This window comes from Neisseria sp. P0013.S005 (assembly GCF_051958425.1).
GTDB lineage: Bacteria > Pseudomonadota > Gammaproteobacteria > Burkholderiales > Neisseriaceae > Neisseria > Neisseria subflava.
Genome location: NZ_JBQCVL010000008.1, coordinates 51,638 through 76,483, shown reverse-complemented (window position 1 = coordinate 76,483; position 24,846 = coordinate 51,638). Strand labels below are relative to the sequence as shown.

Here is a 24,846-nt window from a genome sequence, read left to right as displayed (position 1 = left end):
AGGTTGATAAAATCCCGTTGTAGCTCCCTTTCTCATTTCGCAGTGCTACAATACCTCAACGGGAAATCCTTATTCTATAAGGGTTTCCCGTTTTATTTGGTCTGAAAAATAGGGCTTAAAATAATAATAGTTGGTCGGAATTTACCCTTTTTTCTTGGGTTTTCAGCTCTCCCAATAGTAGTTTCATGGTGGCATATTGCTTTTCCGTTACTTCCAAACAGCGGATTGACCCTTCTTGCGGTAGGTTTGCACATAGCCTGTTGTGGTGTTTTTGCAACGAATCTCGACCTTTGACAATACGGCTGTATACGGAAAGTTGGAGCATTTGGTATCCATCTTTTAATAGAAACTGGCGGAATTGATTGGCGGCCTTGCGCTTGGCCGCTGTGGTAACCGGTAGGTCGAAGAAGACGATAATCCTCATAAATTTGGCCTCACTCATATTGGTATTCTTTCAATGGCAAGATTTCAGGCAGTTTCAGCTGTTTGGCGTTTTTATCGGTTACGCTGGCTTGAAATGAAGAAATCATTTTGTCGATGGCAGCCAAGGTGCTGAAATGTTGCCGTTCGATGCAGATTTGACAGTGAAGGGTCTTGATAAGGTTTTGTTTGATGTTGGGGGTCAGATCAGTTTTCAGACGGCCTTGTTCATGCAAATGTATAACGACCAGGTCGGCCAATGGGCGTAAGGGTTCGATAAAGTCATCAGCGAGGTTGAATGGATTTAGTTCGCTTCTATGAAACAAGCCTAATGCAGGCAGCCAGCCATATAAGGTCAGGGCGCGTGCGACTGCGGCACGGAGTACGGCGTAGGTGTAGTTCAATGCGGCATTGACAGCATTGTTGTCATTACGGGTAAATTTTTCTCCAAAGAGGGCTTGGAAGTAGAGGGCGGCAGCTTGGGCTTCACGGTTTCCTGTATCGCCTGAACGGACTTCAGATGCCAAAGTGCGCAGCTGTTTGGCTGCAAGATCATTGCCTGTTTCGTCTGCGACAAATGCTTGATTCAGGATTTTTTGGCGGACGATATGTTGCCAGAGTTGCTTTTTTAAGGGTTCGCTTATATTCAGTTGTAGCTTGAGGATTTTAAGTTGGCGGTGATATTGGGCATAAGGCAGCCATTGTCCGCAGGGCAGGAACTGTTCGTCACATGTCAGTAAGGTTGCGCCATATTCGGCTAAGGCTGATAGGAGCGGGGCGGTAATCAGGGTTTCGCGGTTTTCGATGATGATAACGGCGATGTCTTCTAATGGTACGGTGTGGGACTCGCCGTTTTGTTGAATCAGCAGTTGCCGGCGTTGCAAGGATAGTTTGCCGCCATTTTGAATAAGCAGGCTGCGCCAAGTCATGTTTTTCCCCTTATTTTTATATAAAAAATCCCTGCTTCAGGCCGTCTGAAACAGGGATAGATTAATTTAACGGACAGGTGGGCGTTTTTTCAGACGGCATGGTCTGATTTCTTTACCCAGTTCGTCGATTTGGTATTTTTGCATCAATACAAGATTTTGGGTACTAATACGGAATTGCTGTTCTTTAGAGCCTTTATCATGCCAAGCTAAATAGAATCGTCCATTAGAGCTATCACAGTTGATATAGTAGGCAAATTCTACTTTAGATTTTTCATCTTTCTGAAAAGCAATCAGATCATACTTATGCAAACTAAAACAGAATGTATAGCTATCATCAATCCGGTATCCTTTACAATCAATATCAGGAAGAATGTTTTCAGCAACCTGCCAAGCATAGATGGGAACAATAAAATACTGATTTTTTCCTTTCTTATCCACTTTACAGAACACATCAACACGTACCATGTCTCCATTATCTGCAATGGTATAAGCATTTTTTTTATTTAATAAGACTCCGCTCTCTTGGGTTTTTTCGACCCTCACAGCTTTAACCAGTTGTCCTCCCTTTTTATAAAACGGATTGTCCTTAGGGTCAAATGCTTGTTTAGCATTACCTCCATATGCCTCTAAACGCGCCTTAAGAGCCTCATATAATTCAATCTCTCTACCATTTTTATAATTAACCATATTTTCAAGGTCGGCCAACTTGATTTCGGTTAACCATACTCGTTTCACACTAATTTTTTCATTATGTTTAACAAATCGTTTAGCAGATCTCAAAGTATCTTTATGTGCACCACTCATCTTCCGATTGGGCGCGCGAGAAACAAACAATGGCGTAACGTATTCGTGTACGGCTTCGGGACGAGAAGATAATTTTTCAGCAAGCAGAGTGCGCAGTTTTTCGGGGGTATCCGCTTCTTCAAATTCGGGTTTGCCGTCCGGTTTGCCGAAGACGCGAATCATGACTTCTTGTGCGAAAAAATCCCAAGGTTGCGGGAAGTGTGTTTTTTGATGCAGCACTTCTCCTGTTTCTTTATCTATGGTTTTACCGTCAAACGCGTTCATCTCTTTATAGCGTACAAAACGGGTAATTTTCTGCTGCATGGCAACGGTCGAGCAGGCAACGACGACTGCGTCCAAGGCGTGATGGCGGTCGTTTTCCGCACGCGCTTTACGCAATCCCCAAAAGCCGCGCAATAGATTGGTAATCTGTCCGTTGGAGGCAAAGACACGGTTTTTGTCTTTTCCAGTCAGCTGCATATGGTCGGCAACAAATTGACACAGAAAACGGTTGATATAGCGTGTATCACTCAAGTTACGGTTTTTAAATTCTTTTTCATCGAATTTCTGCAGTAGAATCCGTTGCTTTTTACTGTGCGGGAAACGGCTGGTTTCTACACGTGCTTTAAATTCCTGCCATTCGCGGCTGTTGTCTTTGCCGTTTAAATATTCATAAGGTGTTCGGTCGCCTTTATTTTGGTTTTCGCTGCCCAATACCAGCACTTTATTGTTGAAACTGTCATCCCATGTACGCGAAAACGGCAGGGCATGGTCGATTTCGACATAGCCTATTTCGTTCAGACGGCCTAAGTTGATTTCTTTGCCCGAATACAGGCATTTGCCGTGTTGTTGCTTGTACAGGCGCAGTTTCAGAATATCTTTGGATTTGGGTTCGCCAATAAAATTGGGGAAATACTCTCGGAATTCAGTAGCGGATTCTTCACGGTCTTTGCGGTTTTCTTCCTGACGTTTCTCAATTTCTTTACGGTCTTTGAACGATTTGCCCACTTCACGCGCTGTTTCAATATGAATACGCGCAGGAGAGCCATAACGTCGTACGACGGCATTAATGACTTTTCTAGCCTGAGATAAGGCGCGCAAGACGACGGGGTTGCGGATTTCGTCGGCGGGAATTGGTGGTAGAACAGATTCTTTTTTAGTTGACTGCGGAGGATAAACTTTTCTCCAAGCAGTATCGTAGTCATCACCTTGTTCCATAAAAGGAAGGATATTTTTCAATGCTTCTAAAGATAAATTCACAGTGCATGTAAAATCAACATGATTACACAAAATATCAAGAATATCTTGATCTTCTTTTATCTTACCGGACAAGAGGGCTTTTCTTCTCTCATCATTTTTACAGATGGTAAAAACTGTTCCGATTTCATCTAGTAAATTATGATTGCTTGAAAGGCTCTGCCATTCTGTTTTTCTTCCGTTCCCTTCTAAAGTTTCCTTAATTTTGTGCCAGAATTTCATTTCCATGAATTTCGTATCTTTTTCAATTTTATCTGATGATTTTATCTCCCCCTTTTTATCTTTTTGATGATATCTAATATTAAAAAGAGCATTGGGAGAAAGGGTGGTTAAGGCATTCCTTACTTGTTGATAGTTGACGGTCTTTAATTTATATGGAAGATCTATAAGTATTTGACGTTCTATTTCAGTTAATTTCCTAGTGCCAAATTCATCCGTTATCCTCAAATTAGCCAACTTGCTTAACCATATAAAACGTTCTGCGCTCCAACTATGTTTTGCTGCTCTGGATTTATTTTTTTCAAAAGTACATTTTCCTTGCATCCGCAGAATAGCACTTTCATCAGGAATAGAATCTCTTTGCGTCATCAGCAGGGTTTCAATACCTTCTTTAAGGCCGTCTGAAACATGCGGATTGCCGAATTCTTTTTGTTTTTTAAATAGTAAATTCAGCTCTGCCTGCAAATCTTTGCGGCTGAACGTATGCGAATAATCGCCGCGCTGGTTGCGGATATGGCCGCTTTCTTTTTCAAATTTATTTAAAGCCAATTCGGCCGGTGTGCGGAAATCGCCTGTCTGTAAGGCATGGGCATTGTCGGCTACGCCTTTAAGCAAAGCGCCAAGCTCCTTATCGGCAGTTTCTCCCTCGTTTTTCCGTTGCGACAAATAGCCGCGGTGTTTGATTAAATGCAACAAGACTGCCGACCACTCTAAAGGCGTCAGTTTGCGGTCTAATGCGGCTGCGCGAAGTTGCCATGGTGTATTCGGTAAGGATTTAATCAAGCCGTTTTCATCAAAATCGGCAGCCTGTAATACGCCCTCGCGTTTCAATAGGCGACGGGCCCGAAGCAGGCGGTGGGCGCGACGGCGGGTCAGGCGGCGGACGCTGCGTGCCAAGCGTCTTGCCGCTACGAGAGAGTCGCCTGTTTTCGGTACTTCTGCACGCTCAAATACGCGCACGCCCAAATCAATCAGGCGGATGGGGTTTTCTTCTTCGTCAATTTCTACCATCGCCCAGCCGACGGATGCGATGCCGATATCGAGGCCGAGGATGTAGTTGATTGGATTGGGTTTGAATGCAGCCATCAGTTTCTCCGTAATATGATGTTTAGTAAGTATAAATATATCCTAGGTAAGTATTACCATGCAAATGAAATGCTTGACTGGGTGCCGATTTGGAATTAGAATTTGGACATATTGTTGCACTGCGAAATGAGAAACGTTGCTACAATAAGGCCGTCTGAAAAGATGTGCCGCAACGCTCTGCCCCTTAAGGCTTCCGCTTTAAGGGGCATCGTTTTGTCTAAATGGCAGGGATTAAAAAGGCCGTCTGAAATTTCAGACGGCCTTTGGTGTTACCAGATATCGGATTTGATTTTGCGTTTCAAGCCAGGGTGTTCGGAGAGTTTGAACTCTGGGGCTTTGCCCATTTTCAGCTTGGCTGTGTAGTCTTTCAACAGCAGGAAGGCGAGTGGGGACAGGAGCAGGATGGCGACGAGGTTAATCCATGCCATGATGCCCATTGCCATGTCTGCCATATCCCATACCAAGGGTACGTTGGCAACTGCGCCGAAGTAGACCCATGCCAAAACCAGCATACGGAAAACGGCGGTAACCAGCCAATGGCTCTTGATGAATTGGACGTTGGACTCGGCATAGGCATAGTTGCCGATAACGGTTGAAAAGGCAAACATAAATAGGATGACGGCAAGGAAGCCTGCGCCCCATTCGCCTACCTGGCTGACGATTGCCGCTTGGGTCAGCGCCGCACCGCTCAGGTCTCCGTAAGGCTGTTGATAGGTCAAGACGATAAAGGCGGTGCATGAGCAGACGATGATGGTATCGACGAAAACGCCCAGCATTTGAATCATGCCTTGGGAGACGGGGTGCTTCACTTCGGCTGCGGCTGCGGCGTTCGGCGCGGAACCCATACCCGCTTCATTGGAATACAGGCCGCGTTTGATACCCTGCATCATGGTGGTCGAAATCAGACCGCCGAGGAAACCGCCTGCAGCCGAATCGAAGTTGAACGCGTTGGAAAAAATCTGACCGAACACTTCAGGAATCAGGGAAATATTGGTAACAATGATGAAGAGTGCTATGACGAGATATAAAACCGCCATCAGCGGGACGATGATTTCCGCGGCTTTAGATACGCGGCGGATACCGCCGAAGATAATCGGGGCAGTCAGAATGACCAGAGCGACGCCGACATAGTGTTGATCCCAGCCCCATGCCGCTTTGGTGGTATCGGCGATGGTGTTGGTCTGTACGGCTTCAAATACAAAGCCGAAACAGAAAATTAGACTCAGGGCGAATAAAACGCCCAGCCATTTTTGTCCTAGGCCTTGAGTGATGTAGTAGGCAGGGCCGCCGCGGAAGTGGTGGTTGTCGTAGTCCCGGATTTTAAAGAGTTGAGCCAGTGAAGATTCGACAAACGCCGAACTCATGCCGATTAAGGCGGTTACCCACATCCAGAACACCGCGCCCGGTCCGCCGAGTTTGATGGCAATCGCCACGCCGGCGATGTTGCCCACGCCTACGCGGCTGGCCAAGCCGGTAACGAATGCTTGGAACGGTGTGATTCCGTGCGGATCATCACCTTGTTTGCGGCCGCCCAACATTTCTTTGATACTGCGGCCGAAGAGGCGGAATTGTACAAAACCGGTGGTAACGGTGAAAAAGAGGCCTGCGCCTAAAAGCATATATACCAACCCCGACCACATTGGGTCGTTGATGGCGTTTACCCAGCCGTGAAGCTGTTCGAAAAATTGATCCATACAAACCTTTCAGAGTTTCTCCATTTTCAGACGGCCTGTGTGTGGAGGCTGTCTGTAACTGGATGTATTCTAGCAGACTGTCAACAAACTGAAAAACGTTTACATATTCTTTTTTATATTATCTTTTTGATTATCATGTAATTTTATTATTATGGTGTAAAGAATTTATCGATTTTAATTTTCCCGGTTTACATATTTGAACAAAAAGGCCGTCTGAAAACAGAGTCTTGTTTTCAGACGGCCTTGATTTTATTTCAATGCGTTATTCGGGACGCATTTGCGGGAACAGAATCACGTCGCGGATGGTTTGCGAATCGGTCAGCAACATTACCAAGCGGTCGATGCCGATGCCGCAGCCGCCGGTCGGCGGCAGACCGAATTCCATGGCGCGGATGTAGTCGGCATCGTAATGCATGGCTTCGTCGTCGCCGGCGTCTTTTTGTGCCACTTGCGCCTTGAAGCGTTCGGCTTGGTCTTCGGGGTCGTTCAACTCGGAATAGCCGTTTGCCAGCTCGCGACCAACAACGAACAATTCGAAACGCTCGGTCAGACCTTGTTTCGTATCCGAAGCGCGTGCCAACGGGGAAACTTCGACCGGGTAATCGACGATGAAGGTCGGGTTCCACAATTTACTCTCTGCGCAACCTTCAAACAGGGCGAGTTGCAGGCTGCCGATGCCTGGGGACGGCGGCAGACTTTCGCCGTGTTTGACGATTTCTTTTTTCAGCCACTCCGCATCGTTCAACTGCTCGTCGGTGTAGTGCGGATTATATTTTTTGATGGCTTCGAGAATGGTCAGGCGCTCAAACGGGCTTTCCAAATCAACTTCTTTACCGTTGTAGCTGATTTTCGCCGTGCCGTTTACCGTGCGCGATGCGTTGCGGATGATGTCTTCCGCCATCTGCATCATGCGCTCGTAGTCGGAGAAGGCTTCGTAGAATTCGATCATGGTGAATTCAGGGTTGTGGCGTACGGACATGCCCTCGTTACGGAAGCTGCGGTTGATTTCAAACACGCGTTCCAAACCGCCGACAACCAAGCGTTTCAGATACAGTTCGGGCGCAATACGCAGGTAGAGCGGAATGTCCAAGGCATTGTGGTGGGTAACGAATGGTTTTGCTGTCGCGCCGCCGGGAATTGGGTGCATCATCGGGGTTTCGACTTCGAGATAATGCTCGTTGACCATGAAATTGCGCACGGATTGGATGATTTGGCTGCGTTTGATAAAGGTATTGCGCGATTCTTCGTTGGCAATCAAATCGACGTAGCGTTGACGGTATTTGGTTTCCTGATCGCTCAAACCTTTGTGTTTGTCCGGCAGAGGGCGCAGGGATTTGGACAACAGGCGGATGTTGGACACGCGCACGGTCAATTCGCCGTGGTTGGTTTTGAACAAAGTACCTTCCGCGCCGACGATGTCGCCCAAGTCCCAGTGGTTGAAGTCGTCCAAAACTTCTTGGCTCACGCCTTTGTTGTTCAAATAAAGCTGGATTTGACCGGTAACGTCTTGAATGGTGGCAAAGCTGGCTTTGCCCATTTGACGTTTGAGCATCATGCGGCCGGCCACTTTAACGGGAATGCCTTGCGGGTCGAGTTCTTCTTTGCTGATTTCACCGTATTGGGTGTGCAGGTCGGCGGCAAAGTTGTCGCGTTTGAAATCGTTAGGGTAGGCGTTGCGTTCTTTGCGGATGTTGTGCAGTTTCTCGCGGCGCAGGGCGATGATTTGGTTTTCGTCCAGCTGCGGCTCGATTTGCGGATTGTTTTGTTCGCTCATGGTGTTTTCCGGAAAAATGAGTCAGGCTGCCGGAGTTTTCAGACGGCCTGAATAAAGTGAAAAATTGGCTCTATTTTACGCGATGTCGGTGTTTTTTTCTATAAAGGCAGAAAGGCCGTCTGAAACCTGAAAAATCGGTTTCAGACGGCCTTTTGTTTCATGAAGGGCCGTATCGGCGGTTAGATATTGGTTTCCAAATAAACGACTTGGGTTTGCAGATATTCTTCCAAACCGTGTTTACCGTCGGCGCCGCCGATACCTGATTTTTTCCAACCGGCATGGAAGCCCTGCATGGCTTCAAAGTTTTCGCGGTTGATGTAGGTCTCGCCGAAACGCAAGCGGCGGGTTACATAAAACGCTTCATTCAGATTGGTGGTATAGACGGAGCTGGTCAGGCCGAATTCGCTGTCGTTTGCCAAAGCGATGACTTGGTCGAGCGTGTCGAAAGTGGCAACCGGCAGGACGGGGCCGAAGGTTTCTTCCTTCATAATGTCCATGCTGTTGTCGGTGTCGGTCAGCAGGGTCGGCTCGAAGAAATAGCCGCGTCCTTCGGCGCGTTTGCCGCCGCAAACCAGCGTCGCACCTTGTTTGACGGCGCGTTCCACTTTTTCGGCAACGGCTTTGACGGCGCGCTCTTCAATCAGAGGGCCCATTTCCAGCGCGCCTGCTTCGGCTTCGGCAGGGTTGCCGTAGCGCACGCCTTTCATGGCGGCGGTCATTTTTTCAATGAACGCGTCTTTCAGGCTGCTGTGGACATAGACGCGCTCGGCGCAGTTGCAGATTTGACCGGTGTTGCCGACGCGCGAAGCCAAGATGGATTTCACTGCCAAGTCCAAATCCGCGTCTTTCAAAACGATGGCGGGGGCTTTGCCGCCGAGTTCCAGCGAAACTTTGGTGATGTTGGCGGAAGCGGCTTCCATCACTTGGCGGCCCGCTTCGACGGAGCCGGTCAGGCTGACCATATCGACTTGCGGATGGGCGGACAAGGCATTGCCGATTTCCGCGCCGGGACCGTTCACCACGTTGAACACGCCTGCGGGCAGTCCGACCGCATCGACGATTTCGGCGAAGATGTGGCAGTTGATCGGGGTCACGCTGCTGGGTTTGACGACGATGGTGTTGCCCGTTACCAAAGCGGGACCCATTTTGCGGGCAATCAGGAAGAAGGGGAAGTTCCACGGCAGGATGCCTGCCACGACGCCCAGCGGGCGTTTGAACAATAAAATGTTTTCGCGCGGGCGGTCGCTTTGGATGATTTCGCCTTCGTAACGGCGCGCCCATTCGGCTTGGTAATCGAGATAGTCGGCGGTGAACATGACTTCCACGCGCGCCAAGTCTTTGGTTTTACCGCCTTCAGCAACAATGGTGTCGGTCAGCTCGTCGGCGCGTTCGCGTATGCCTTGGGCGATTTTGCGCAAATACGCGCCGCGTTCGACCGCAGGCAGCCGCTCCCATGCCGGTTGCGCCGCACGCGCCGCCGCTACGGCGCGGTCAACGTCAGCTTTGCCGCCTTTGGGTTCGCGGGCGATGGTTTCTTCGGTGGAAGGGTTCAATACGTCGCGCCATTCACCGTTGAAATCGTTTTCAAAGCGTCCGTTGATGTACATGGCCAATTGTTTCATTTCAAGTTCTCCTGTCGTTGTAGTTGTGTGTAGTCAGTGTATGCTTAAATTGTCTGGCATACAAGTATATTTGTAGGAGAAGTAGATTATTACGGAGAACATGAAAAAAACCTGCTTTTTTCAAAGCAGGTTTTCATATTTGGTGGGTCGTGAGCGATTCGAACGCTCGACCAACGGATTAAAAGTCCGCTGCTCTACCGACTGAGCTAACGACCCGATAAGCTGTGCATTATAGGTAGCTTGTTTCTTTTCGTCAACTGTTTTTTTGAAATTTTTTTCAAAAAACGTAAACCGGCTGTTATTTGGCGTTAATTCTCCCTTTTTTGAGCATTTATTATGTTATGATTTTTTGGTCTGTCAGTTTTGACAGATATTTTTTAGACCAAAGGATATACAACATGAAAAAATTATTGATTGCTGCAATGATGGTAGCCGGCTTGGCGGCGTGTACACAAGAAGCGAAAAAAGAAACCCAAGAGGCGGCTTCTGCTGTTGCTTCCGATGTAAACGCTGCGGCTGAAAATGCAGCTTCTGCTGTTGATGCTGCTGCTTCTGAAGCCAAAGGTGCGGCTGAGCAAGCTGTTTCTGATGTTAAAGACGCTGCTGCAGATGCTAAAGCAACTGCAGATAAAGCAGTTTCTGACGCTAAAGATGCTGCCGGTAAAGCGGTTGAAGAAGCTAAAGAAGCGGTTTCTGATGCTAAAGATACTGCCAAAGACGCAGCTAAAGACGCTATGGGTAAAGCAGCCGATGCGACTCAAGAAGCTGCCGATAAATTGAAAGACGCTGCTAAATAAGCTGGTGTTTGATATTTGAAAAGGCCGTCTGAAATGTTCAGACGGCCTTTTTATATCGGCAGATTATTTTTTCTCTTGCTGACGCGTGTACACCAAGGAAGTCAGGATGGATGCGCCCAGTGCGCCAAAGACGACGGACAGGGAAATGGAAATTGGGATATGCACCCAGTGCATAATCAGCATCTTGATACCGATAAAGCTCAATACGAAAGCCAAGCCGTATTTGAGGAAAATAAAGCGTTCGGCAAAGTCTGCCAGTAAGAAGTACATGGCACGCAGTCCCAAGATGGCAAAAATGTTGGAAGTGAGGACGATGAAAGGGTCGGTGGTTACGGCAAAAATAGCGGGGATGCTGTCCACGGCGAAGATGACGTCGCTCAATTCGATCATAATTAATACCAGTAAAAGCGGCGTAGCGATGCGTTTGCCGTTTTCGATGGTAAAGAATTTTTCACCGTCAAACTGTTGGCTGGTCGGGATGACTTTTTTGAGTAGGGTCAGGATCTTGTTTTGGGAAAGGTCTTCTTCAGCTTCGGCTTCGGGCTTCATCATATGAATGCCGGTGTATAAGAGGAACGCGCCGAAGAGGTACAAAATCCATTCAAATTGTTGTACCAAGGCGGCGCCGATGAAGATCATGATGGCGCGCAGGACGATGGCACCGAATACGCCATAGAGCAAGACGCGGTGTTGGAATTTGGGTTCGACTTTGAAGTAGCCGAAAATCATCAGGAAAACGAATATGTTATCGACGGCAAGGGATTTTTCGAGTACATAGCCGGTGAAGAATTCGAGGACTTTTTCTTTGGCGACAACGGCCCCGTAAGTCGGGTTGCCCGCCAGTTCAAAATAGAGCCAGCCTGCAAATGCGCAGGATACGGCCACCCAAATGCCGCTCCAAGCTAGGGCTTCTTTGATGCTGACTTTGTGGGCGCCGTTTTTTTTCAGCGATACCATATCGATGGCGATCATGATTAAGACGGCGATAAAGAAGATGCCGTAAAACATCGGCGAGCCGACGGACGGGTATTGGGTCATAAAAAATCCTTGTGTGTGGGGTATGGGTAAGGTTTACCAAGACAGGTAGAACATCGCCTTGGCAAAAAAGACGATAAACAGCATATGGCTGAATACAACGGCGTGTATGTATTTCGACCAGCCGACGGTGAGGGTGTGTCGGGCCATTTTGACAACAGCGATGGCAAAATGCACCAAAACGCTTACTGCCAACAGGATTTTGATGCTCAACATAATGCTGAAGGCGCTGTCGAGAGGATGGTGCAGCGTTGGCAGATAACGGTTGTACACCATGACGATGCCGCTGATAAAAAGGGTGATGACGACAATCGGCATCACGCGGACGGCACGATGGGACATGGCACGCTCGACTTCGCGGCGCGATTCGCGCGAAACACGGCCGGTGTGTAAAACGGAGAGAACCAGCATTTCGAAAAATACGCCGCCGACAAAGGCAATCGCGCAATAAACGTGGATGATGTGTGCCAGTGCGTAGATACTCATGACGGGTGTTTCCGGTAATTCAGACAAGTCGTCATTGTATCACTACCGAATGCGGCTGATGTATGCGCAATTTTATGCCAAATATATTAAATTTTATAGATATTCTATTGGAATTACCGTTTGTTTTTGAAGTTAACCGTTCATTAAAAGCGTTATCTTAGTTTAATCTGTCTTTACTTATCAGAAAATATATTAATGAAAGGTTGTGCCATACTGTTCTATATACAGCTTAACCCCTGATGGAGAATCAAACCATGAAGAAAACTTTTGCAAAAACTGTGACCTTGATCATGCTGGCTGCCTCTTTGGGTGCATGTGCCAATATGACTCAAACCCAACGCAACACTGCTGCTGGTGCGGTATTGGGTGGTGTGGCAGGTAACTTGATTGGTGGCGATACCGGCTCTACCTTGGGTGGTGCGGCTTTGGGTGGCGTTATCGGCAGTCAAGTTCATACTCGCTACTAATCCTTTATTCGGTTAAAAATAAAAAGGCCGTCTGAATGTTCAGACGGCCTTTTGTTTTGCGGTTCATTCGTTGACGAATGTTACACCGGTCAGTTGCGATTGCAAAATGGCAGTGCGCAAAGCAGTCAGTGCTTTGGGACGGACAAAGTTGCGGCGATAAGCCAAAACGACACGGCGGTGTGGTGCAGTGCCTTCAAACGGGATAATGCTGAAAAGCATGTGGTCGTTTTCGGTCAATGCGGTAGCCGGCATGACGCTGATGGCCAGGCCGCTGGCAACCATGTGGCGGATGGTATTGATGGAGCTGCCTTGCAGGGTATTGGTCAAACCTTGGATTTTCTGTTTGGAAGCCAATTCGGAACAGCTCGCCAACACTTGGTCGCGCATACAGTTGCCTTCAGACAGCAGCAACACTTGTTCTTCGCCCAAAAGCTGAGGCGTAACGGCATCGAGTTCTTCAAAGTGATGTCCTTTGGGAACAATGACGAAGAAAGGTTCGTCATACAGAGGCTCAGTCACGATGCCCGGCTCTTGGAACGGTTCGGCAACGACGATTGCATCGACATCGCCACGTTTGAGCGACTCGGTCAGGATGTGGGTATAGTTCTCTTCCAGCATCAGCGGCATTTTCGGCGCGGTTTCACGCAGCGCGGTAATGAGCTTGGGCAGAAGGTAGGGGGCAACGGTAAAAATCAGGCCGAGTTTGAATGCGCCTTCCAATTCGTTTTGCTCTTCATTGGCAAGGTGCTTGATGAGTTCCGCTTCTTCCAGAACCCGGCGGGCTTGGGCGACAATGCGCTCGCCCGCTTCGGTCGTGATGATGTCGTTGCTGCTACGGTCGAACAGGGATACCGACAGCTCTTCCTCCAGCTTTTTGATGGCGATGGAGAGGGTGGGCTGGCTGACAAAGCAGCGTCGTGCGGCACGTCCGAAGTGACGTTCTTGTGCGACGGCTACGATGTAACGCAATTCGGTCAAGGTCATGTGTTAAGCCTTTTTTTGTTCCGGCAGGGTGATGTTCAGCTCAAGAACGTCCAAGCCGTCTTGTTTCTCTTGGGAGATGCGGATGTCGTCCAATGATACGTTGACGTATTTGGACAGGACTTCCAACAACTCTTTACGCAGGGTCGGTAGATAGTCCGGAGCTTGGCCTTCTTGTGCGCGTTCTTGTGCGATGATGATTTGCAGGCGGTCGCGCGCGACTGTGGCGGTTTTCGGCTTTCTGCCGAACAGCATATCGAGCAGTGACATGTATTAACCTCCGAACAGTCGTTTTAAGAAGCTTTTCTTCTCAGCTTCGAGGAAACGCATTTCGCGGTTTTCACCCAAGAGGCGGGCGATAACGTCTTTGTAGGCTTCTGCTGCTGCGGCATTGTCTTGGTGGATGACAGGTTCGCCGGCGTTGGAAGCTTGCAGAACGTTTTGTGATTCAGGAATCACACCGATCAACGGAATACGCAAGATGTCGCAGATGTCTTGTACCGACAGCATTTCGCCTTTAGCCACGCGCTCCGGGGAGTAGCGGGTAATCAGTAGGTGCTCTTTAACTGTGCTGCCTTGTTCGGCTTTGCGGGATTTGCTTTGCAAAATGCCCAAGATGCGGTCGGAGTCGCGGACGCTGGATACTTCCGGATTAGTGGTAATGATGGCTTCGTCGGCAAAGTAGAGCGCCATCAGTGCACCTTGTTCGATACCGGCAGGGGAGTCGCAGATGATGAATTCGAAGCCCATTTTTTTGCTGGCCAACTCTTTCATCACGTTGTCCACGCCTTCGCGGGTCAGTGCGTCTTTGTCGCGGGTTTGCGAGGCGGGCAGGATGTAGAGGTTTTCGCAGTTTTTGTCTTTAATCAGGGCTTGGTTGAGTGTGGCTTCGCCTTGGATGACGTTGATGAGGTCGTATACGACGCGGCGTTCGCAACCCATAATCAGGTCAAGGTTGCGCAAACCGACGTCGAAGTCGATTACGGCAGTTTTGTGGCCGCGCAGGGCCAGGCCGGTTGCGATGCTGGCGCTGGTAGTGGTCTTGCCTACGCCGCCTTTACCTGAAGTTACTACGATGATTTTTGACACGATATTTCCTTTTTAAGTACTGATGTTTATTCGGCGTCGATTGCGCTGATAACCAGTCGGTTGTCTTGCAATGATACTTGTACGGGTTTTTTGTGCAGATGCTCGGGCAGGTCTTGCTCGAAGTTGCGGTAGATACCGGCAACGGAGACTAATTCGGCCTGCATGGAATGAATAAAGATGCGCGCGTTGGTATTGCCTTTTGCACCGGCCAACGCTCTGCCGCGCATGGGGGCGTAAATATGGATGTTGCCGTCGGCGATAAGTTCCGCACCTTGGCTGACGATGCCGGTAACGATGAGGTCGCCGTTTTCAGCGTAAACCTGCTGGCCGGTACGCACGGGCGTGCTGACCAATACGGTCGGATTGTTGATAACAGTGGCTTGTACGTCTTGCGGCTGCGGTGCTTGGCGGGGGGCAGGCGCTGCCTGTGTGTCGGCTGCCTGGGTGGAGTTGCCTTGTTTGAATACCAAGTGATAACGCGCCGCCGCTGCCGCCCATGTGTCGCTGGTGTGGTGCAGCCCTAAAATTTGCATGCCGTAACGGGCAAACAGGGAAATCATGCCGCCCAAATCGATGGATTCGGGGTGGTCGAAATCTTGTACGTCTAAAATGAAGGGAACGAATTCGTCTTGGGATTGGCCTGCCAGTTGGCGCAGGAATTCTTCCAATTCGGTTAGATCTGCGGTGTGCAGATGGATGGATAAGACGTCCAAACGTGACGTTTTTATGTCGAATGCGGGTTTCATTGTAATGAAATAATAAAATTTTTTAATGACGTAAGTTTACCGTGTAAATCTTGGCTATTCAATCTGTTTGACCATCTGAAACCAAAATATTTTGTTTGAACGTTTTTCAGCTGTATTTAGTGTGGTTTTTTGGTGTGAATGCAGGTTTCAGACGGCCTTGGGAAAGGGGTAGCCGTGTGTGTCGATGTCATCGGCGGCGGCCCACGGCGTGTGGATGAGGGTGGACGGTAGGTGCGCCAATTCGGGGACGTAACTGCGGATGTAGCTGCCGTCGGGATCGATTTGATGCGAACGGTGGGCATAGCGGACGGTAGCCGTGTCTTGTGCGGCGAGGTGCCAGTTGGCTTGGTTGAGTGCGGGGTCGGTGCCGGTTTGGACGGAGGCTGCCCACGCAATGCCTTGGTTGGGGTCGAAGTTGAGGGCGTGGCAGAAATAGTGGGCGCACAGCTGCTGGAGAACGGGGTGTAAGTGACCAGTGGCTTCGAGGCCGCGGATGGAGGCGTCGATGATGGGTACGCCGGTTTGGCCGAGTCGCCAGTATTCGCGTACCGGAGCGGCATCGGTTGTTTCGGGCAGGCGGCGGTGGTAGGCGAGCTGGTAGCAGTAGTCGCGGAAAATAAGCTTGTCCAGCCATTCGAAATGTCGGTTTGCCAAGCCTTCGGCGGCCAGCAGGCGCGGTGAAATGCAGCCTGCGGACAGGTAGGCATTGAGGAGGCTGGTGTTTTTTCGTGCCGGAAAGTTTTGGGTAATCGGGTAGTGAACCAAATTCTGTTTGAATGCGTGCCATTGCGTTAAGGCTGCGGTTTCGCCGCCCTGCTGATAGGCAGGCAATACCGCGCCGGTATGGGCTGGAAACAGTGGAACGTTTTGTCCGGTTTGAACAGGCAATTCGGTTTCAGACGGCCTTTGTCCTGAATAAGCCTGCAACCATGCTTGTTTATAGGCGGCAAAATCGGTGTGGGGCAGGCCGTTGGCATCCATGAGGGGGGATTTGGCCAAAATGCCGCGGTCGTTGGCGTGTTGCAGGGTAATGCCTGCTCGGTCGAAATTGTGCCAGAGGTGGTTGTCTTGGCGGATTTCGGCTTCGGTGTAGGCTTCGTCTGTGATGACGGTGTGGGCATTGAGTGCAGCAGCCAAGGGGAGGAGGTCTTCGTCGGAAGCGACGACATATAAAGGGATATGGTGCGCCGCCAGACGGGTATGCAGCTCTTGTGCGGCTTGATAATGGAACAGACTTTGACGCGGATTGTGGTTTTCAGACGGCCTTTGGCTGACCCAGACGCAGGCGATGGGCAAACCGCTTGCAACGGCGGCATTAAGCGCAACATTGTCGTGCAGGCGGAGGTTGCGGCGGAACCAGACAAGGACGTGAGCAGATTTCATGAGCATGTTCCGACGAAAAAGGGAAAACCATTTTATCAGAATCGGCCTCATGTATCAGGCCGTCTGAAAAATCTTTTGGTTTGATTTTGCTATATAATTTTGGTTTTAGCAATGAGGTGGCAATCATGACCGAGAAAACCGTTTTGGCACTCATTACCTGCCAAACCTATCCCGAACCATCGGACAACCTGAAAACATTGGCGGCATGCTTGGAAACCATGGGCGTGAAAACCGTATTTGATGCGTGGCAAAACCATCCGTCCGCGCCGTTTTTGCTGCCTTTGTGCGCATGGGATTATGCCGCCGAACCCGAAGCCTTCCGCCAATGGCTGGAGAAAGCCGAGCAGGCGGGGCAGCGTTTTATCAATCCGCCCGAGCTGATGGCTTGGAATATGGAAAAGACTTATTTGTGTGATTTGGCGGTGCGCGGCGCGCAAGTAATTCCCAGCGTGTTCGTACCGCCGCAAAAAGCCGAATTGGCCGACATCCTGAACCAACAAGGATGGACGGAAGCGGTCATCAAGCCGGCATTCGGGCAGAGCGGCAAAGGCGTGGTCAAAGTTTGTGCAGAAACATTGGACGTAAACATGGCGGATTATCTGCAAGGCGTGATTGTTCAACCTTATATCCGCGAAATCGAAACAGCAGGCGAAACCTCGCTGGTGTTTTTCAACGGCGTATTCAGCCATGCCGTACGCCGTCAGCCACCCCAAGGCGAATGGCGCGCCAACTCGGCCTATGGCGTGTCGGTGTTCGGTATCGAGCCGCCCGAGTTTGCCGTCCGTGCCGCGCAAGACGTACTGGCCGCTTTGCCGCAAATGCCGGTTTACGCCCGAGTGGACGGTACATTGGTCGGTGACACCTTCCTGCTCAATGAATTGGAACTCATCGAACCTGCCCTGTATTTGCACACCAGCGAAGGCGCAACGGAACGCTTTGCCCGAGTGTTGGCGCAGTTGCTTGGGCAACATTCATCAACCTGACTTTATCAATATAAATAGCAAGCCTCAGGCCGTCTGAAAACCATCTTTCAGACGGCCTGAGGCTTTTTTAAACAAGATTTGCGTGTTTGTATTTTTCAATAATGTGCTATTTGTCGATTGTGTCATTTTAATTGTTGCAGTCTTAATTGATGGTTGATTAACTTTCATTTGGCATTTTATCTCGGTCGCAGCCTTTATTTTTAGCGGATTGTAAATAATCTGTTCGGTCTAAATAAATATCTTTTTAGGGTAAAACCTCAAAAATCTTTTTAAAAAGAAAGATATTGTCTTATTTAATATTCTGTGCTGAAATTACATGACACTACAAAAAGTAGTGCATAAAAAATAAAACAGACAAAGGAGAAAGCCATGCAATTGTTTTTAGACAATCTCAAAGCCTTTTTCGAAACCATCAGCGGCTGGGTCTGGGGACCTATTATGTTGATGCTGCTGGTCGGTACGGGCATTTTGCTGACCGTTTTGCTGAAAGGCTTGCAGTTCACCATGTTGGGTTATGCGCTGAAACAGGCGTTTGTGCCGTCAAAGAAGCATGAAGACGGCGAAGACCACGAAGGCGATATTTCCCATTTCGCGGCGTTGATGACCGCGCTATCCGCCACCATCGGCACGGGTAACATCGCCGGTGTGGCGACTGCGGTGGTAACCGGCGGCCCGGGCGCGGTATTTTGGATGTGGATGACCGCCATTTTCGGTATGGCCACCAAATACGGCGAGGGCGTGTTGGCGGTGAAATACCGCGTGACCAATTCCAAAGGCGAAATGTCCGGCGGCCCGATGTATTACATCGAAAAAGGCTTGGGTAAAAACTGGAAATGGATGGCCGTCGCATTTGCGCTGTTCGGCACATTCGCTTCATTCGGTATCGGCAGCTCGGTGCAGTCCAACTCGGTTGCGCAGGCAGTGCAGACCAGCTTTGGTGTTGAACCTGCCTACACCGGCGTGATATTGACCGTATTAACGGCCATTGTGCTTTTGGGCGGCATTAAGGGCATCGCCAAAGCCGCGTCCTTTATCGTGCCTGCCATGGCAGTGTTTTATGTAGTAGGCGGTATTGCCATTATCGTGATTAATTCCGATGTACTGATGCCTGCCGTCAAACTGATTTTCTCCGATGCGTTTAGCGCGCAGGCCGTTGCCGGCGGTGCCATCGGTACGGTTATCCGCTACGGCGTGGCGCGTGGCGTGTTCTCCAATGAGGCGGGTATGGGTTCTGCGCCGATTGCCGCTGCAGCCGCGAAAACCGACCACCCCGTCCGTCAGGCTTTGGTTTCCATGACCGGTACTTTTTTGGATACCATCGTTGTCTGCTCGATTACCGGTATCGTGTTGGTCATGGGTCTGCTCGGCGCAGGCGGCGAGTTTGTCAAACCTGAATTGAGCGGTGCGGCGCTGACAACCGTCACTTTCCAAAAAATGCTGCCCGGCATCGGCGGCTGGATTGTCACCATCGGCCTGATTTTCTTTGCCTACTCAACCATTCTCGGCTGGTGTTATTACGGCGAGAAATGCGCGGTTTACGTCTTCGGCGAGAAGTTTGCCGGTTTGTACCGCGTCGGTTATGTTTCTTCGGTTATGCTGGGAACCGTGTTGAGCCTTGATTTGGTGTGGCTGGCTTCAGACACATTCAACGGCTTGATGGCCTTGCCCAATCTGATTGCGCTTCTGTTGATGGCGAAAGTCATCGTCAATGAAACACGCGACTTCAAACAAAAAATCAAAAACGGCGAATTGCCGCATTAATATCCAAGGCCGTCTGAATCTGAACATTCAGACGGCCCGATGTATATTAAGTCTGTTTTGAAAAAAGTCAGAGGAGGAGAAAAATGAAAGTGCTTGTTTTAGGTGCTGGTGTGGCCGGCGTATCTTCCGCGTGGTATCTGGCGGAGGCAGGACATGAAGTAACGGTCATCGACCGCGCAGAGGATGTGGCGATGGAAACCAGTTTTGCCAATGCAGGCCAGCTCTCTTACGGCTATACCACGCCTTGGGCTGCACCCGGTATCACGACCAAAGCGCTGAAATGGCTGTTTAAAAGCCATCCGCCTTTACTGTTTCGCCCTGACGGCAGCCTGTATCAAATCGAATGGCTGTGGCAAATGCTGCAAAACTGCACGGCAGCACGCTATCAAACCAACAAAGAGCGCATGGTCAGGATTTCCGAATACAGCCGTGAGATGTTCCGCCGTTTTGAAGCGCAAACCAGCATGAATTTTGAAGGGCGCAAAAAAGGGACGTTGCAGATTTTCCGCCAAGCCAAAGAAGTCGAAGCGGCAGAACAAGACATTGCCGTTTTGGAACGCTACGGCGTGCCGTACCGCCGTCTGAAACCCGAAGAATGCGCAGAGTTTGAGCCTGCGCTGGCACGCGTTACCGCCAAAATTGCCGGCGGCCTGCACCTGCCTGCGGACGCGACCGGCGACTGCCACCTCTTCACCCAAAACCTGTACCAACTCTGTCTGGAAAAAGGCGTACAGTTCCATTTCAACCAAACCATCCGCCGCATCGAACACAATGGGCAGCGCATCAGCGCAGTCGAAACCGAAAAAGAACGCTTTGAAGCAGATGTCTTCGTCTGTGCGCTCGGCTGCTTCAGCAGGACGGTTTTGGCGCAGTTGGATCTCAATCTGCCGATTTATCCCGTCAAAGGCTATTCCTTGACCCTGCCGGTCACCAATTCAGACGGCGCTCCGGTTTCCACCGTTTTGGATGAAAGCTACAAAGTCGCCATCACGCGCTTTGATAACAGAATCCGCGTCGGCGGCATGGCGGAATTGTCGGGCTACGAAATCAAACTGCCCGAAAAACGCCGCGAAACCTTGGCTTTGGTCGTCAACGACTTGTTCCCAGAAGGCGGCGATTTGAGCCAAGCATTGTTCTGGAGCGGTCTCAGACCGATGACGCCCGACAGCACGCCGTTAATTGGACGCACCCGCTTTGATAATCTCTTCCTAAATACCGGCCACGGCACTTTGGGCTGGACCATGTCGCTGGGTTCGGCAAAATTAACTGCCGATATCGTGAGCGGCAAAGATACCGAAATCCGAAGCGACGATTTGAGCCTGTCGCGCTATCAGGCTTAAGCTGGAAAGCGATAAGGTTTAGCGACATTTCAAATTTAAAGGCCGTCTGAAAATTATTTTTCAGACGGCCTTTTGTTTCAAAATCCGTGTATCCAATCAATAAAATAAATAATAACTATTATCATGCGCATTAAAAAGTGTTAGTCTGAACCTGTCCCAGCTTTTAGCGCAGGTTTTCTCATGCCCGATTTTTCGATGTCCAATTTGGCTATTGCCTTTTCCATCACGTTGGCTGCCGGTTTGTTTACCGTTTTAGGCAGTGGCTTGGTAATGTTTTCCAAAACGCCCAATCCGCGCGTGTTGTCGTTTGGTTTGGCATTTGCCGGCGGTGCGATGGTGTATGTTTCCCTGACGGAGATTTTCAGTAAATCCAGTGAGGCGTTCGCTGAAATTTATGATAAAGACCACGCGTTTGCGGCGGCGACCATGGCATTTTTGGCCGGTATGGGCGGCATTGCGCTGATTGACCGCCTGGTGCCGAACCCGCATGAAACCTTAGACGCGCAAGACCCGTCGTTTCAAGAAAGCAAACGCCGCCATATCGCGCGAGTCGGCATGATGGCGGCGTTTGCGATTACGGCGCACAACTTTCCCGAAGGCTTGGCGACATTTTTTGCCACCTTGGAAAATCCGGCGGTCGGGATGCCTTTGGCCTTGGCGATTGCCATCCATAATATCCCGGAGGGCATTTCCATCGCCGCGCCGGTTTATTTTGCCACCCGCAGCCGTAAGAAAACGGTATGGGCGTGTCTGCTATCCGGCTTGGCCGAGCCGTTGGGTGCGGCTTTGGGCTATTTGGTTTTGCAGCCGTTTTTGTCGCCTGCCGTGTTTGGTTCGGTGTTTGGCGTGATAGCCGGCGTGATGGTGTTTTTGGCGTTGGATGAGCTGTTGCCGGCCGCCAAACGCTATTCAGACGGCCACGAAACCGTTTACGGTCTGACAACGGGTATGGCGGTGATTGCCGTCAGCCTGGTATTGTTCCATTTTTAAAACCCGTATGCCAAAGGCCGTCTGAAATGATTCAGACGGCCTTTTTGCGTTATAATCCGCACATCAAAAATAACCTTAATTTCACAAAGTTCCATCATGTTAGACAAATACAATCCCGCCGAAATCGAATCCAAACACTATCAAAACTGGGAAACCCAAGGTTATTTCCAGCCCGATATGGATTTGACGAAACCGTCTTTTTCCATCCAACTGCCGCCACCCAACGTAACCGGCACGCTGCATATGGGCCATGCCTTCAACCAAACCATCATGGACGGCCTGACCCGCTACTACCGCATGAAAGGCTGCAACACTGCCTGGATTCCCGGCACCGACCACGCGGGCATCGCCACGCAGATTGTGGTCGAACGCCAGCTTGCCGCGCAAAACGTGTCCCGTCATGATTTGGGTCGTGAAAAATTCTTGGAAAAAGTGTGGGAATGGAAAGAAGTTTCCGGCGGCACGATTACGCAGCAGATGCGCCGCGTGGGCTGTTCCGCAGACTGGACGCGCGAGTATTTCACAATGGACGACGTGCGTGCCGAAACCGTGACCGAAGTGTTTGTGCGCCTGTATGAACAGGGCTTGATTTACCGCGGCAAACGCTTGGTGAACTGGGATCCGGTGCTTGGCACGGCGGTATCGGATTTGGAAGTGGAAAGCGTGGAAGAACAAGGCTCTATGTGGCACATCCGCTATCCGCTGGCGGACAATCCTGCCGAAGCCGTTATCGTGGCGACCACCCGTCCCGAAACGCTGTTGGGCGACGTGGCCGTTGCCGTCAACCCTGAAGACGAACGTTATACCCATTTGATCGGCAAGGAATTAATCCTGCCGCTGACCGGCCGCACCATTCCCGTGATTGCCGACGAATACGTCGAAAAAGACTTCGGCACAGGCTGCGTAAAAATCACGCCTGCACACGATTTCAACGACTACGAAGTCGGCAAACGCCACGACACGCGCCTGATTAACGTGTTCGATTTGGAAGCCAAAGTGCTGGCAAACGCCGAAGTGTTCAACTTCAAAGGTGAAGCGCAGCAAGGCTTTGCCCTGCCTGAAAAATACGCAGGTTTAGACCGCTTTGCCGCGCGCAAACAAATGGTTGCCGATTTGCAAGAACAAGGCTTGTTGGTCGAAATCAAAGCGCACACGCTGATGACGCCGAAAGGCGACCGAACAGGCTCAGTGATTGAGCCGATGCTGACCAGCCAATGGTTTGTCGCCATGTCCGCCACGCCAAACGGCGGCGAACCTGACAGCGAATTCAAAGGTTTAAGCCTCGCCGACAAAGCCAAAAAAGCCGTCGACAGCGGCGCGGTGCGCTTTATCCCCGAAAACTGGGTCAACACCTACAACCAATGGATGAACAACATCCAAGACTGGTGTATCTCGCGCCAACTGTGGTGGGGGCATCAAATCCCCGCGTGGTACGATGAAGCAGGCAATGTTTACGTCGCCCGCAATCAGGCGGAAGCCGAAAAACAAGCCGGCAAAACAGGATTGACCCGCGAAGAAGACGTATTGGACACATGGTTCTCCTCCGCACTCGTACCGTTCTCCACGCTAGGCTGGCCGTCTGAGACCGACGAACTCAAAGCCTTCCTGCCGTCCAACGTCTTGGTCACCGGCTACGAAATCATCTTCTTCTGGGTGGCGCGCATGATTATGATGACCACCCACTTCACCGGCAAAGTACCCTTTAAAGATGTGTACATTCACGGCATCGTGCGCGACCACGAAGGCAAAAAAATGTCCAAATCCGAAGGCAACGTCATCGACCCCGTCGATTTGATTGACGGCATCGACTTGGACAAGCTGCTGGTGAAACGCACGACTGGTCTGCGCAAACCCGAAACCGCGCCGAAAGTGGAAGAAGCCACGAAAAAACTCTTCCCCGAAGGTATCCCCAGCATGGGCGCGGACGCCTTGCGCTTTACCATGGCGAGCTACGCCAGCCTCGGCCGCAGCGTCAACTTCGACTTCAAACGCGCCGAAGGCTACCGCAACTTCTGCAATAAATTGTGGAACGCCACCAACTTCGTGTTGATGAACACCGAAGACAAAGACTGCGGTCAAGATGAAATGCAGCCGTTGGCGTTTACCTTTGCCGACCAATGGATTATCGGCAAACTGCAACAAGCCGAAGCCGCCGTTGCCGAAGCCTTTGAAACCTACCGCTTCGACCTTGCCGCGCAAACGCTGTACGAATTTGTGTGGAACGAATATTGCGACTGGTACATCGAGCTGGCAAAAGTGCAAATCCAAACCGGCTGCCCGACAACCCAGCGCACCACACGCCGCACCCTCGTGCGCGTACTCGAAACCATCCTGCGCCTGCTGCACCCAATCATGCCTTTCATTACCGAAGAGCTGTGGCAGGTCGTTGCGCCTCTGGCGAATGCCAAAACCTCCGACAGCATCATGTTGGCCGCCTATCCGCAAGCCGATAAAGAAAAAATCGTTCAGACGGCCTTCGACAAAATGGCTGCATTGAAAGACTTGGTGGAAGAAGTGCGCAAACTGCGCGGCGAAATGGGTATCGCGCCAAACGTCAAAGCGCCGCTCTTCGTCGAAGGCAGTGCAGAACTCGAAGGCCTGCTCAAATACCTGCCGTCGCTGACCCGACTGACCGAAGCCAAGCTGGTGGACAGCCTGCCCGAAGCGGAAGACGCCCCCGTCGCCGTCTGCAACGGCGCGCGCCTGATGCTGAAAGTCGAAATCGACAAAGCTGCCGAAACCGCTCGTTTGAGCAAAGAAGCCGAGAAGCTGCAAAAAGCCTTGGACAAACTCAACGCCAAACTCTCCAAACCCGGCTACACCGAAAAAGCCCCTGCGCATTTGGTGGAAAAAGACAAAGCCGATTTGGCGGAGTTGACGGATAAGATGGGAAAAGTGGAAGGGCAGTTGGCGAAGTTGAAAGGGTAGTATTGTTTGGTTGTGAGAAAGGCAGCCTGGAAACGGTTTCAGGCTGCTTTTTTCACTGACTTTAGAAACAAACCCT

Annotated in this window: 20 protein-coding genes, 1 tRNA gene and 1 CRISPR repeat array (1 of these 22 running past the window's edge); of the genes, 7 read left to right on the top strand and 14 right to left on the bottom strand. The window is 50.4% G+C overall.

The annotated features are described in order from the left end of the window. A CRISPR array of direct repeats spans window positions 1-52; the repeat unit is 36 nt; unit sequence GTTGTAGCTCCCTTTCTCATTTCGCAGTGCTACAAT (it extends 1,304 nt beyond the left edge of the window). 63 nt (window positions 53-115) lie between these two features. The 7 genes from cas2 to ACTHTA_RS08765 all read right to left on the bottom strand — a co-directional run bounded on the left by cas2 (window position 116) and on the right by ACTHTA_RS08765 (window position 10,000). Further along, the gene (gene cas2 / locus ACTHTA_RS08795; RefSeq protein WP_033912916.1) at window positions 116-442 is read right to left on the bottom strand and encodes a CRISPR-associated endonuclease Cas2; all 327 of its coding nucleotides are present in this window, start codon (window positions 440-442) and stop codon (window positions 116-118) included. Next, window positions 435-1,349 (bottom strand): type II CRISPR-associated endonuclease Cas1, encoded by a 915-nt coding sequence (cas1, locus tag ACTHTA_RS08790; protein ID WP_308887542.1) that lies wholly within the window; start codon window positions 1,347-1,349, stop codon window positions 435-437. The genes cas2 and cas1 overlap by 8 nt, the downstream gene beginning before the upstream one ends. A 66-nt stretch (window positions 1,350-1,415) precedes the next feature. Continuing rightward, on the bottom strand, window positions 1,416-4,694 hold the full coding sequence (gene cas9, locus ACTHTA_RS08785) for a type II CRISPR RNA-guided endonuclease Cas9 (RefSeq protein WP_308887541.1): 3,279 nt from the start codon (window positions 4,692-4,694) through the stop codon (window positions 1,416-1,418). A gap of 269 nt (window positions 4,695-4,963) precedes the next feature. Further along, on the bottom strand, window positions 4,964-6,388 hold the full coding sequence (locus ACTHTA_RS08780) for an alanine/glycine:cation symporter family protein (protein WP_308887540.1): 1,425 nt from the start codon (window positions 6,386-6,388) through the stop codon (window positions 4,964-4,966). 262 nt (window positions 6,389-6,650) lie between these two features. After that, a complete protein-coding gene (gene lysS, locus ACTHTA_RS08775) occupies window positions 6,651-8,162 on the bottom strand; it encodes a lysine--tRNA ligase (RefSeq protein WP_308887539.1) in 1,512 nt (503 codons plus the stop codon). A 179-nt stretch (window positions 8,163-8,341) separates the two neighbouring features. Beyond that, window positions 8,342-9,784 carry an aldehyde dehydrogenase gene (gene aldA / locus ACTHTA_RS08770; protein WP_308887538.1) on the bottom strand — a complete coding sequence of 481 codons (1,443 nt, stop codon included), beginning with the start codon at window positions 9,782-9,784 and terminating at the stop codon, window positions 8,342-8,344. Window positions 9,785-9,924: 140 nt separating this feature from the next. Then, window positions 9,925-10,000: transfer RNA gene (locus tag ACTHTA_RS08765), tRNA-Lys, on the bottom strand. A 182-nt stretch (window positions 10,001-10,182) separates the two neighbouring features. Between ACTHTA_RS08765 and ACTHTA_RS08760 the strand changes: the two genes are divergently transcribed. Continuing rightward, complete coding sequence (locus tag ACTHTA_RS08760) at window positions 10,183-10,581, top strand: Ag473 family lipoprotein (protein ID WP_308887537.1); 399 nt, start codon at window positions 10,183-10,185, stop codon at window positions 10,579-10,581. Between the two features lie 63 nt (window positions 10,582-10,644). Here ACTHTA_RS08760 and ACTHTA_RS08755 read toward each other — a convergent pair whose 3' ends face one another. After that, entirely contained in the window at window positions 10,645-11,619 is a 975-nt protein-coding gene (locus ACTHTA_RS08755; RefSeq protein ID WP_063069253.1) for a TerC family protein, read from the bottom strand. 33 nt (window positions 11,620-11,652) lie between these two features. Beyond that, window positions 11,653-12,102, bottom strand: a complete 450-nt coding sequence (locus tag ACTHTA_RS08750; RefSeq protein WP_308887536.1) for a CopD family copper resistance protein — start codon at window positions 12,100-12,102, stop codon at window positions 11,653-11,655. Between the two features lie 254 nt (window positions 12,103-12,356). Here ACTHTA_RS08750 and ACTHTA_RS08745 point away from each other — a divergent pair, with 254 nt between their 5' ends. Further along, a complete protein-coding gene (locus ACTHTA_RS08745; RefSeq protein WP_003684747.1) occupies window positions 12,357-12,569 on the top strand; it encodes a glycine zipper 2TM domain-containing protein in 213 nt (70 codons plus the stop codon). A 63-nt stretch (window positions 12,570-12,632) separates the two neighbouring features. Here the strand turns inward: ACTHTA_RS08745 and ACTHTA_RS08740 are convergent, their stop codons facing one another. The 5 genes from ACTHTA_RS08740 to ACTHTA_RS08720 all read right to left on the bottom strand — a co-directional run bounded on the left by ACTHTA_RS08740 (window position 12,633) and on the right by ACTHTA_RS08720 (window position 16,768). After that, window positions 12,633-13,553, bottom strand: coding sequence for a hydrogen peroxide-inducible genes activator (locus ACTHTA_RS08740; RefSeq protein ID WP_049330768.1), 921 nt, complete (start codon window positions 13,551-13,553; stop codon window positions 12,633-12,635). Between the two features lie 3 nt (window positions 13,554-13,556). Further along, on the bottom strand, window positions 13,557-13,820 hold the full coding sequence (minE, locus tag ACTHTA_RS08735; protein WP_003680625.1) for a cell division topological specificity factor MinE: 264 nt from the start codon (window positions 13,818-13,820) through the stop codon (window positions 13,557-13,559). Between the two features lie 3 nt (window positions 13,821-13,823). Further along, entirely contained in the window at window positions 13,824-14,639 is an 816-nt protein-coding gene (minD, locus tag ACTHTA_RS08730; RefSeq protein ID WP_049348491.1) for a septum site-determining protein MinD, read from the bottom strand. A gap of 26 nt (window positions 14,640-14,665) precedes the next feature. Then, window positions 14,666-15,385, bottom strand: coding sequence for a septum site-determining protein MinC (gene minC / locus ACTHTA_RS08725; protein ID WP_063076223.1), 720 nt, complete (start codon window positions 15,383-15,385; stop codon window positions 14,666-14,668). A gap of 147 nt (window positions 15,386-15,532) precedes the next feature. Then, window positions 15,533-16,768, bottom strand: a complete 1,236-nt coding sequence (locus ACTHTA_RS08720; RefSeq protein ID WP_313970973.1) for an FAD-binding domain-containing protein — start codon at window positions 16,766-16,768, stop codon at window positions 15,533-15,535. A 125-nt stretch (window positions 16,769-16,893) separates the two neighbouring features. On the opposite strand from ACTHTA_RS08720, the gene ACTHTA_RS08715 reads away from it, so the two are divergent. The 5 genes from ACTHTA_RS08715 (at window position 16,894) to ACTHTA_RS08695 (ending at window position 24,770) form a co-directional block, all read left to right on the top strand. Continuing rightward, window positions 16,894-17,751 carry an ATP-grasp domain-containing protein gene (locus tag ACTHTA_RS08715; protein WP_308887533.1) on the top strand — a complete coding sequence of 286 codons (858 nt, stop codon included), beginning with the start codon at window positions 16,894-16,896 and terminating at the stop codon, window positions 17,749-17,751. 369 nt (window positions 17,752-18,120) lie between these two features. After that, window positions 18,121-19,512 (top strand): alanine/glycine:cation symporter family protein, encoded by a 1,392-nt coding sequence (locus tag ACTHTA_RS08710; RefSeq protein ID WP_049329304.1) that lies wholly within the window; start codon window positions 18,121-18,123, stop codon window positions 19,510-19,512. A gap of 83 nt (window positions 19,513-19,595) precedes the next feature. After that, window positions 19,596-20,852, top strand: a complete 1,257-nt coding sequence (locus tag ACTHTA_RS08705; protein WP_308887532.1) for a D-amino acid dehydrogenase — start codon at window positions 19,596-19,598, stop codon at window positions 20,850-20,852. Window positions 20,853-21,032: 180 nt separating this feature from the next. Beyond that, on the top strand, window positions 21,033-21,842 hold the full coding sequence (gene zupT / locus ACTHTA_RS08700) for a zinc transporter ZupT (RefSeq protein ID WP_308887531.1): 810 nt from the start codon (window positions 21,033-21,035) through the stop codon (window positions 21,840-21,842). A gap of 96 nt (window positions 21,843-21,938) precedes the next feature. Further along, the gene (locus ACTHTA_RS08695) at window positions 21,939-24,770 is read left to right on the top strand and encodes a valine--tRNA ligase (RefSeq protein ID WP_440364253.1); all 2,832 of its coding nucleotides are present in this window, start codon (window positions 21,939-21,941) and stop codon (window positions 24,768-24,770) included. Window positions 24,771-24,846 lie beyond the last annotated feature (76 nt).

Excerpts from the sequence above, each read along its gene's own strand:
- cas2 (WP_033912916.1), bottom strand. The coding sequence starts at position 442 with ATGAGTGAGGCCAAATTTATGAGGATTATCGTCTTCTTCGACCTACCG.
- cas1 (WP_308887542.1), bottom strand. The coding sequence starts at position 1,349 with ATGACTTGGCGCAGCCTGCTTATTCAAAATGGCGGCAAACTATCCTTG.
- cas9 (WP_308887541.1), bottom strand. The coding sequence starts at position 4,694 with ATGGCTGCATTCAAACCCAATCCAATCAACTACATCCTCGGCCTCGAT.
- ACTHTA_RS08780 (WP_308887540.1), bottom strand. The coding sequence starts at position 6,388 with ATGGATCAATTTTTCGAACAGCTTCACGGCTGGGTAAACGCCATCAAC.
- lysS (WP_308887539.1), bottom strand. The coding sequence starts at position 8,162 with ATGAGCGAACAAAACAATCCGCAAATCGAGCCGCAGCTGGACGAAAAC.
- aldA (WP_308887538.1), bottom strand. The coding sequence starts at position 9,784 with ATGAAACAATTGGCCATGTACATCAACGGACGCTTTGAAAACGATTTC.
- ACTHTA_RS08760 (WP_308887537.1), top strand. The coding sequence starts at position 10,183 with ATGAAAAAATTATTGATTGCTGCAATGATGGTAGCCGGCTTGGCGGCG.
- ACTHTA_RS08755 (WP_063069253.1), bottom strand. The coding sequence starts at position 11,619 with ATGACCCAATACCCGTCCGTCGGCTCGCCGATGTTTTACGGCATCTTC.
- ACTHTA_RS08750 (WP_308887536.1), bottom strand. The coding sequence starts at position 12,102 with ATGAGTATCTACGCACTGGCACACATCATCCACGTTTATTGCGCGATT.
- ACTHTA_RS08745 (WP_003684747.1), top strand. The coding sequence starts at position 12,357 with ATGAAGAAAACTTTTGCAAAAACTGTGACCTTGATCATGCTGGCTGCC.
- ACTHTA_RS08740 (WP_049330768.1), bottom strand. The coding sequence starts at position 13,553 with ATGACCTTGACCGAATTGCGTTACATCGTAGCCGTCGCACAAGAACGT.
- minE (WP_003680625.1), bottom strand. The coding sequence starts at position 13,820 with ATGTCACTGCTCGATATGCTGTTCGGCAGAAAGCCGAAAACCGCCACA.
- minC (WP_063076223.1), bottom strand. The coding sequence starts at position 15,385 with ATGAAACCCGCATTCGACATAAAAACGTCACGTTTGGACGTCTTATCC.
- ACTHTA_RS08720 (WP_313970973.1), bottom strand. The coding sequence starts at position 16,768 with ATGAAATCTGCTCACGTCCTTGTCTGGTTCCGCCGCAACCTCCGCCTG.
- ACTHTA_RS08715 (WP_308887533.1), top strand. The coding sequence starts at position 16,894 with ATGACCGAGAAAACCGTTTTGGCACTCATTACCTGCCAAACCTATCCC.
- ACTHTA_RS08710 (WP_049329304.1), top strand. The coding sequence starts at position 18,121 with ATGCAATTGTTTTTAGACAATCTCAAAGCCTTTTTCGAAACCATCAGC.
- ACTHTA_RS08705 (WP_308887532.1), top strand. The coding sequence starts at position 19,596 with ATGAAAGTGCTTGTTTTAGGTGCTGGTGTGGCCGGCGTATCTTCCGCG.
- zupT (WP_308887531.1), top strand. The coding sequence starts at position 21,033 with ATGCCCGATTTTTCGATGTCCAATTTGGCTATTGCCTTTTCCATCACG.
- ACTHTA_RS08695 (WP_440364253.1), top strand. The coding sequence starts at position 21,939 with ATGTTAGACAAATACAATCCCGCCGAAATCGAATCCAAACACTATCAA.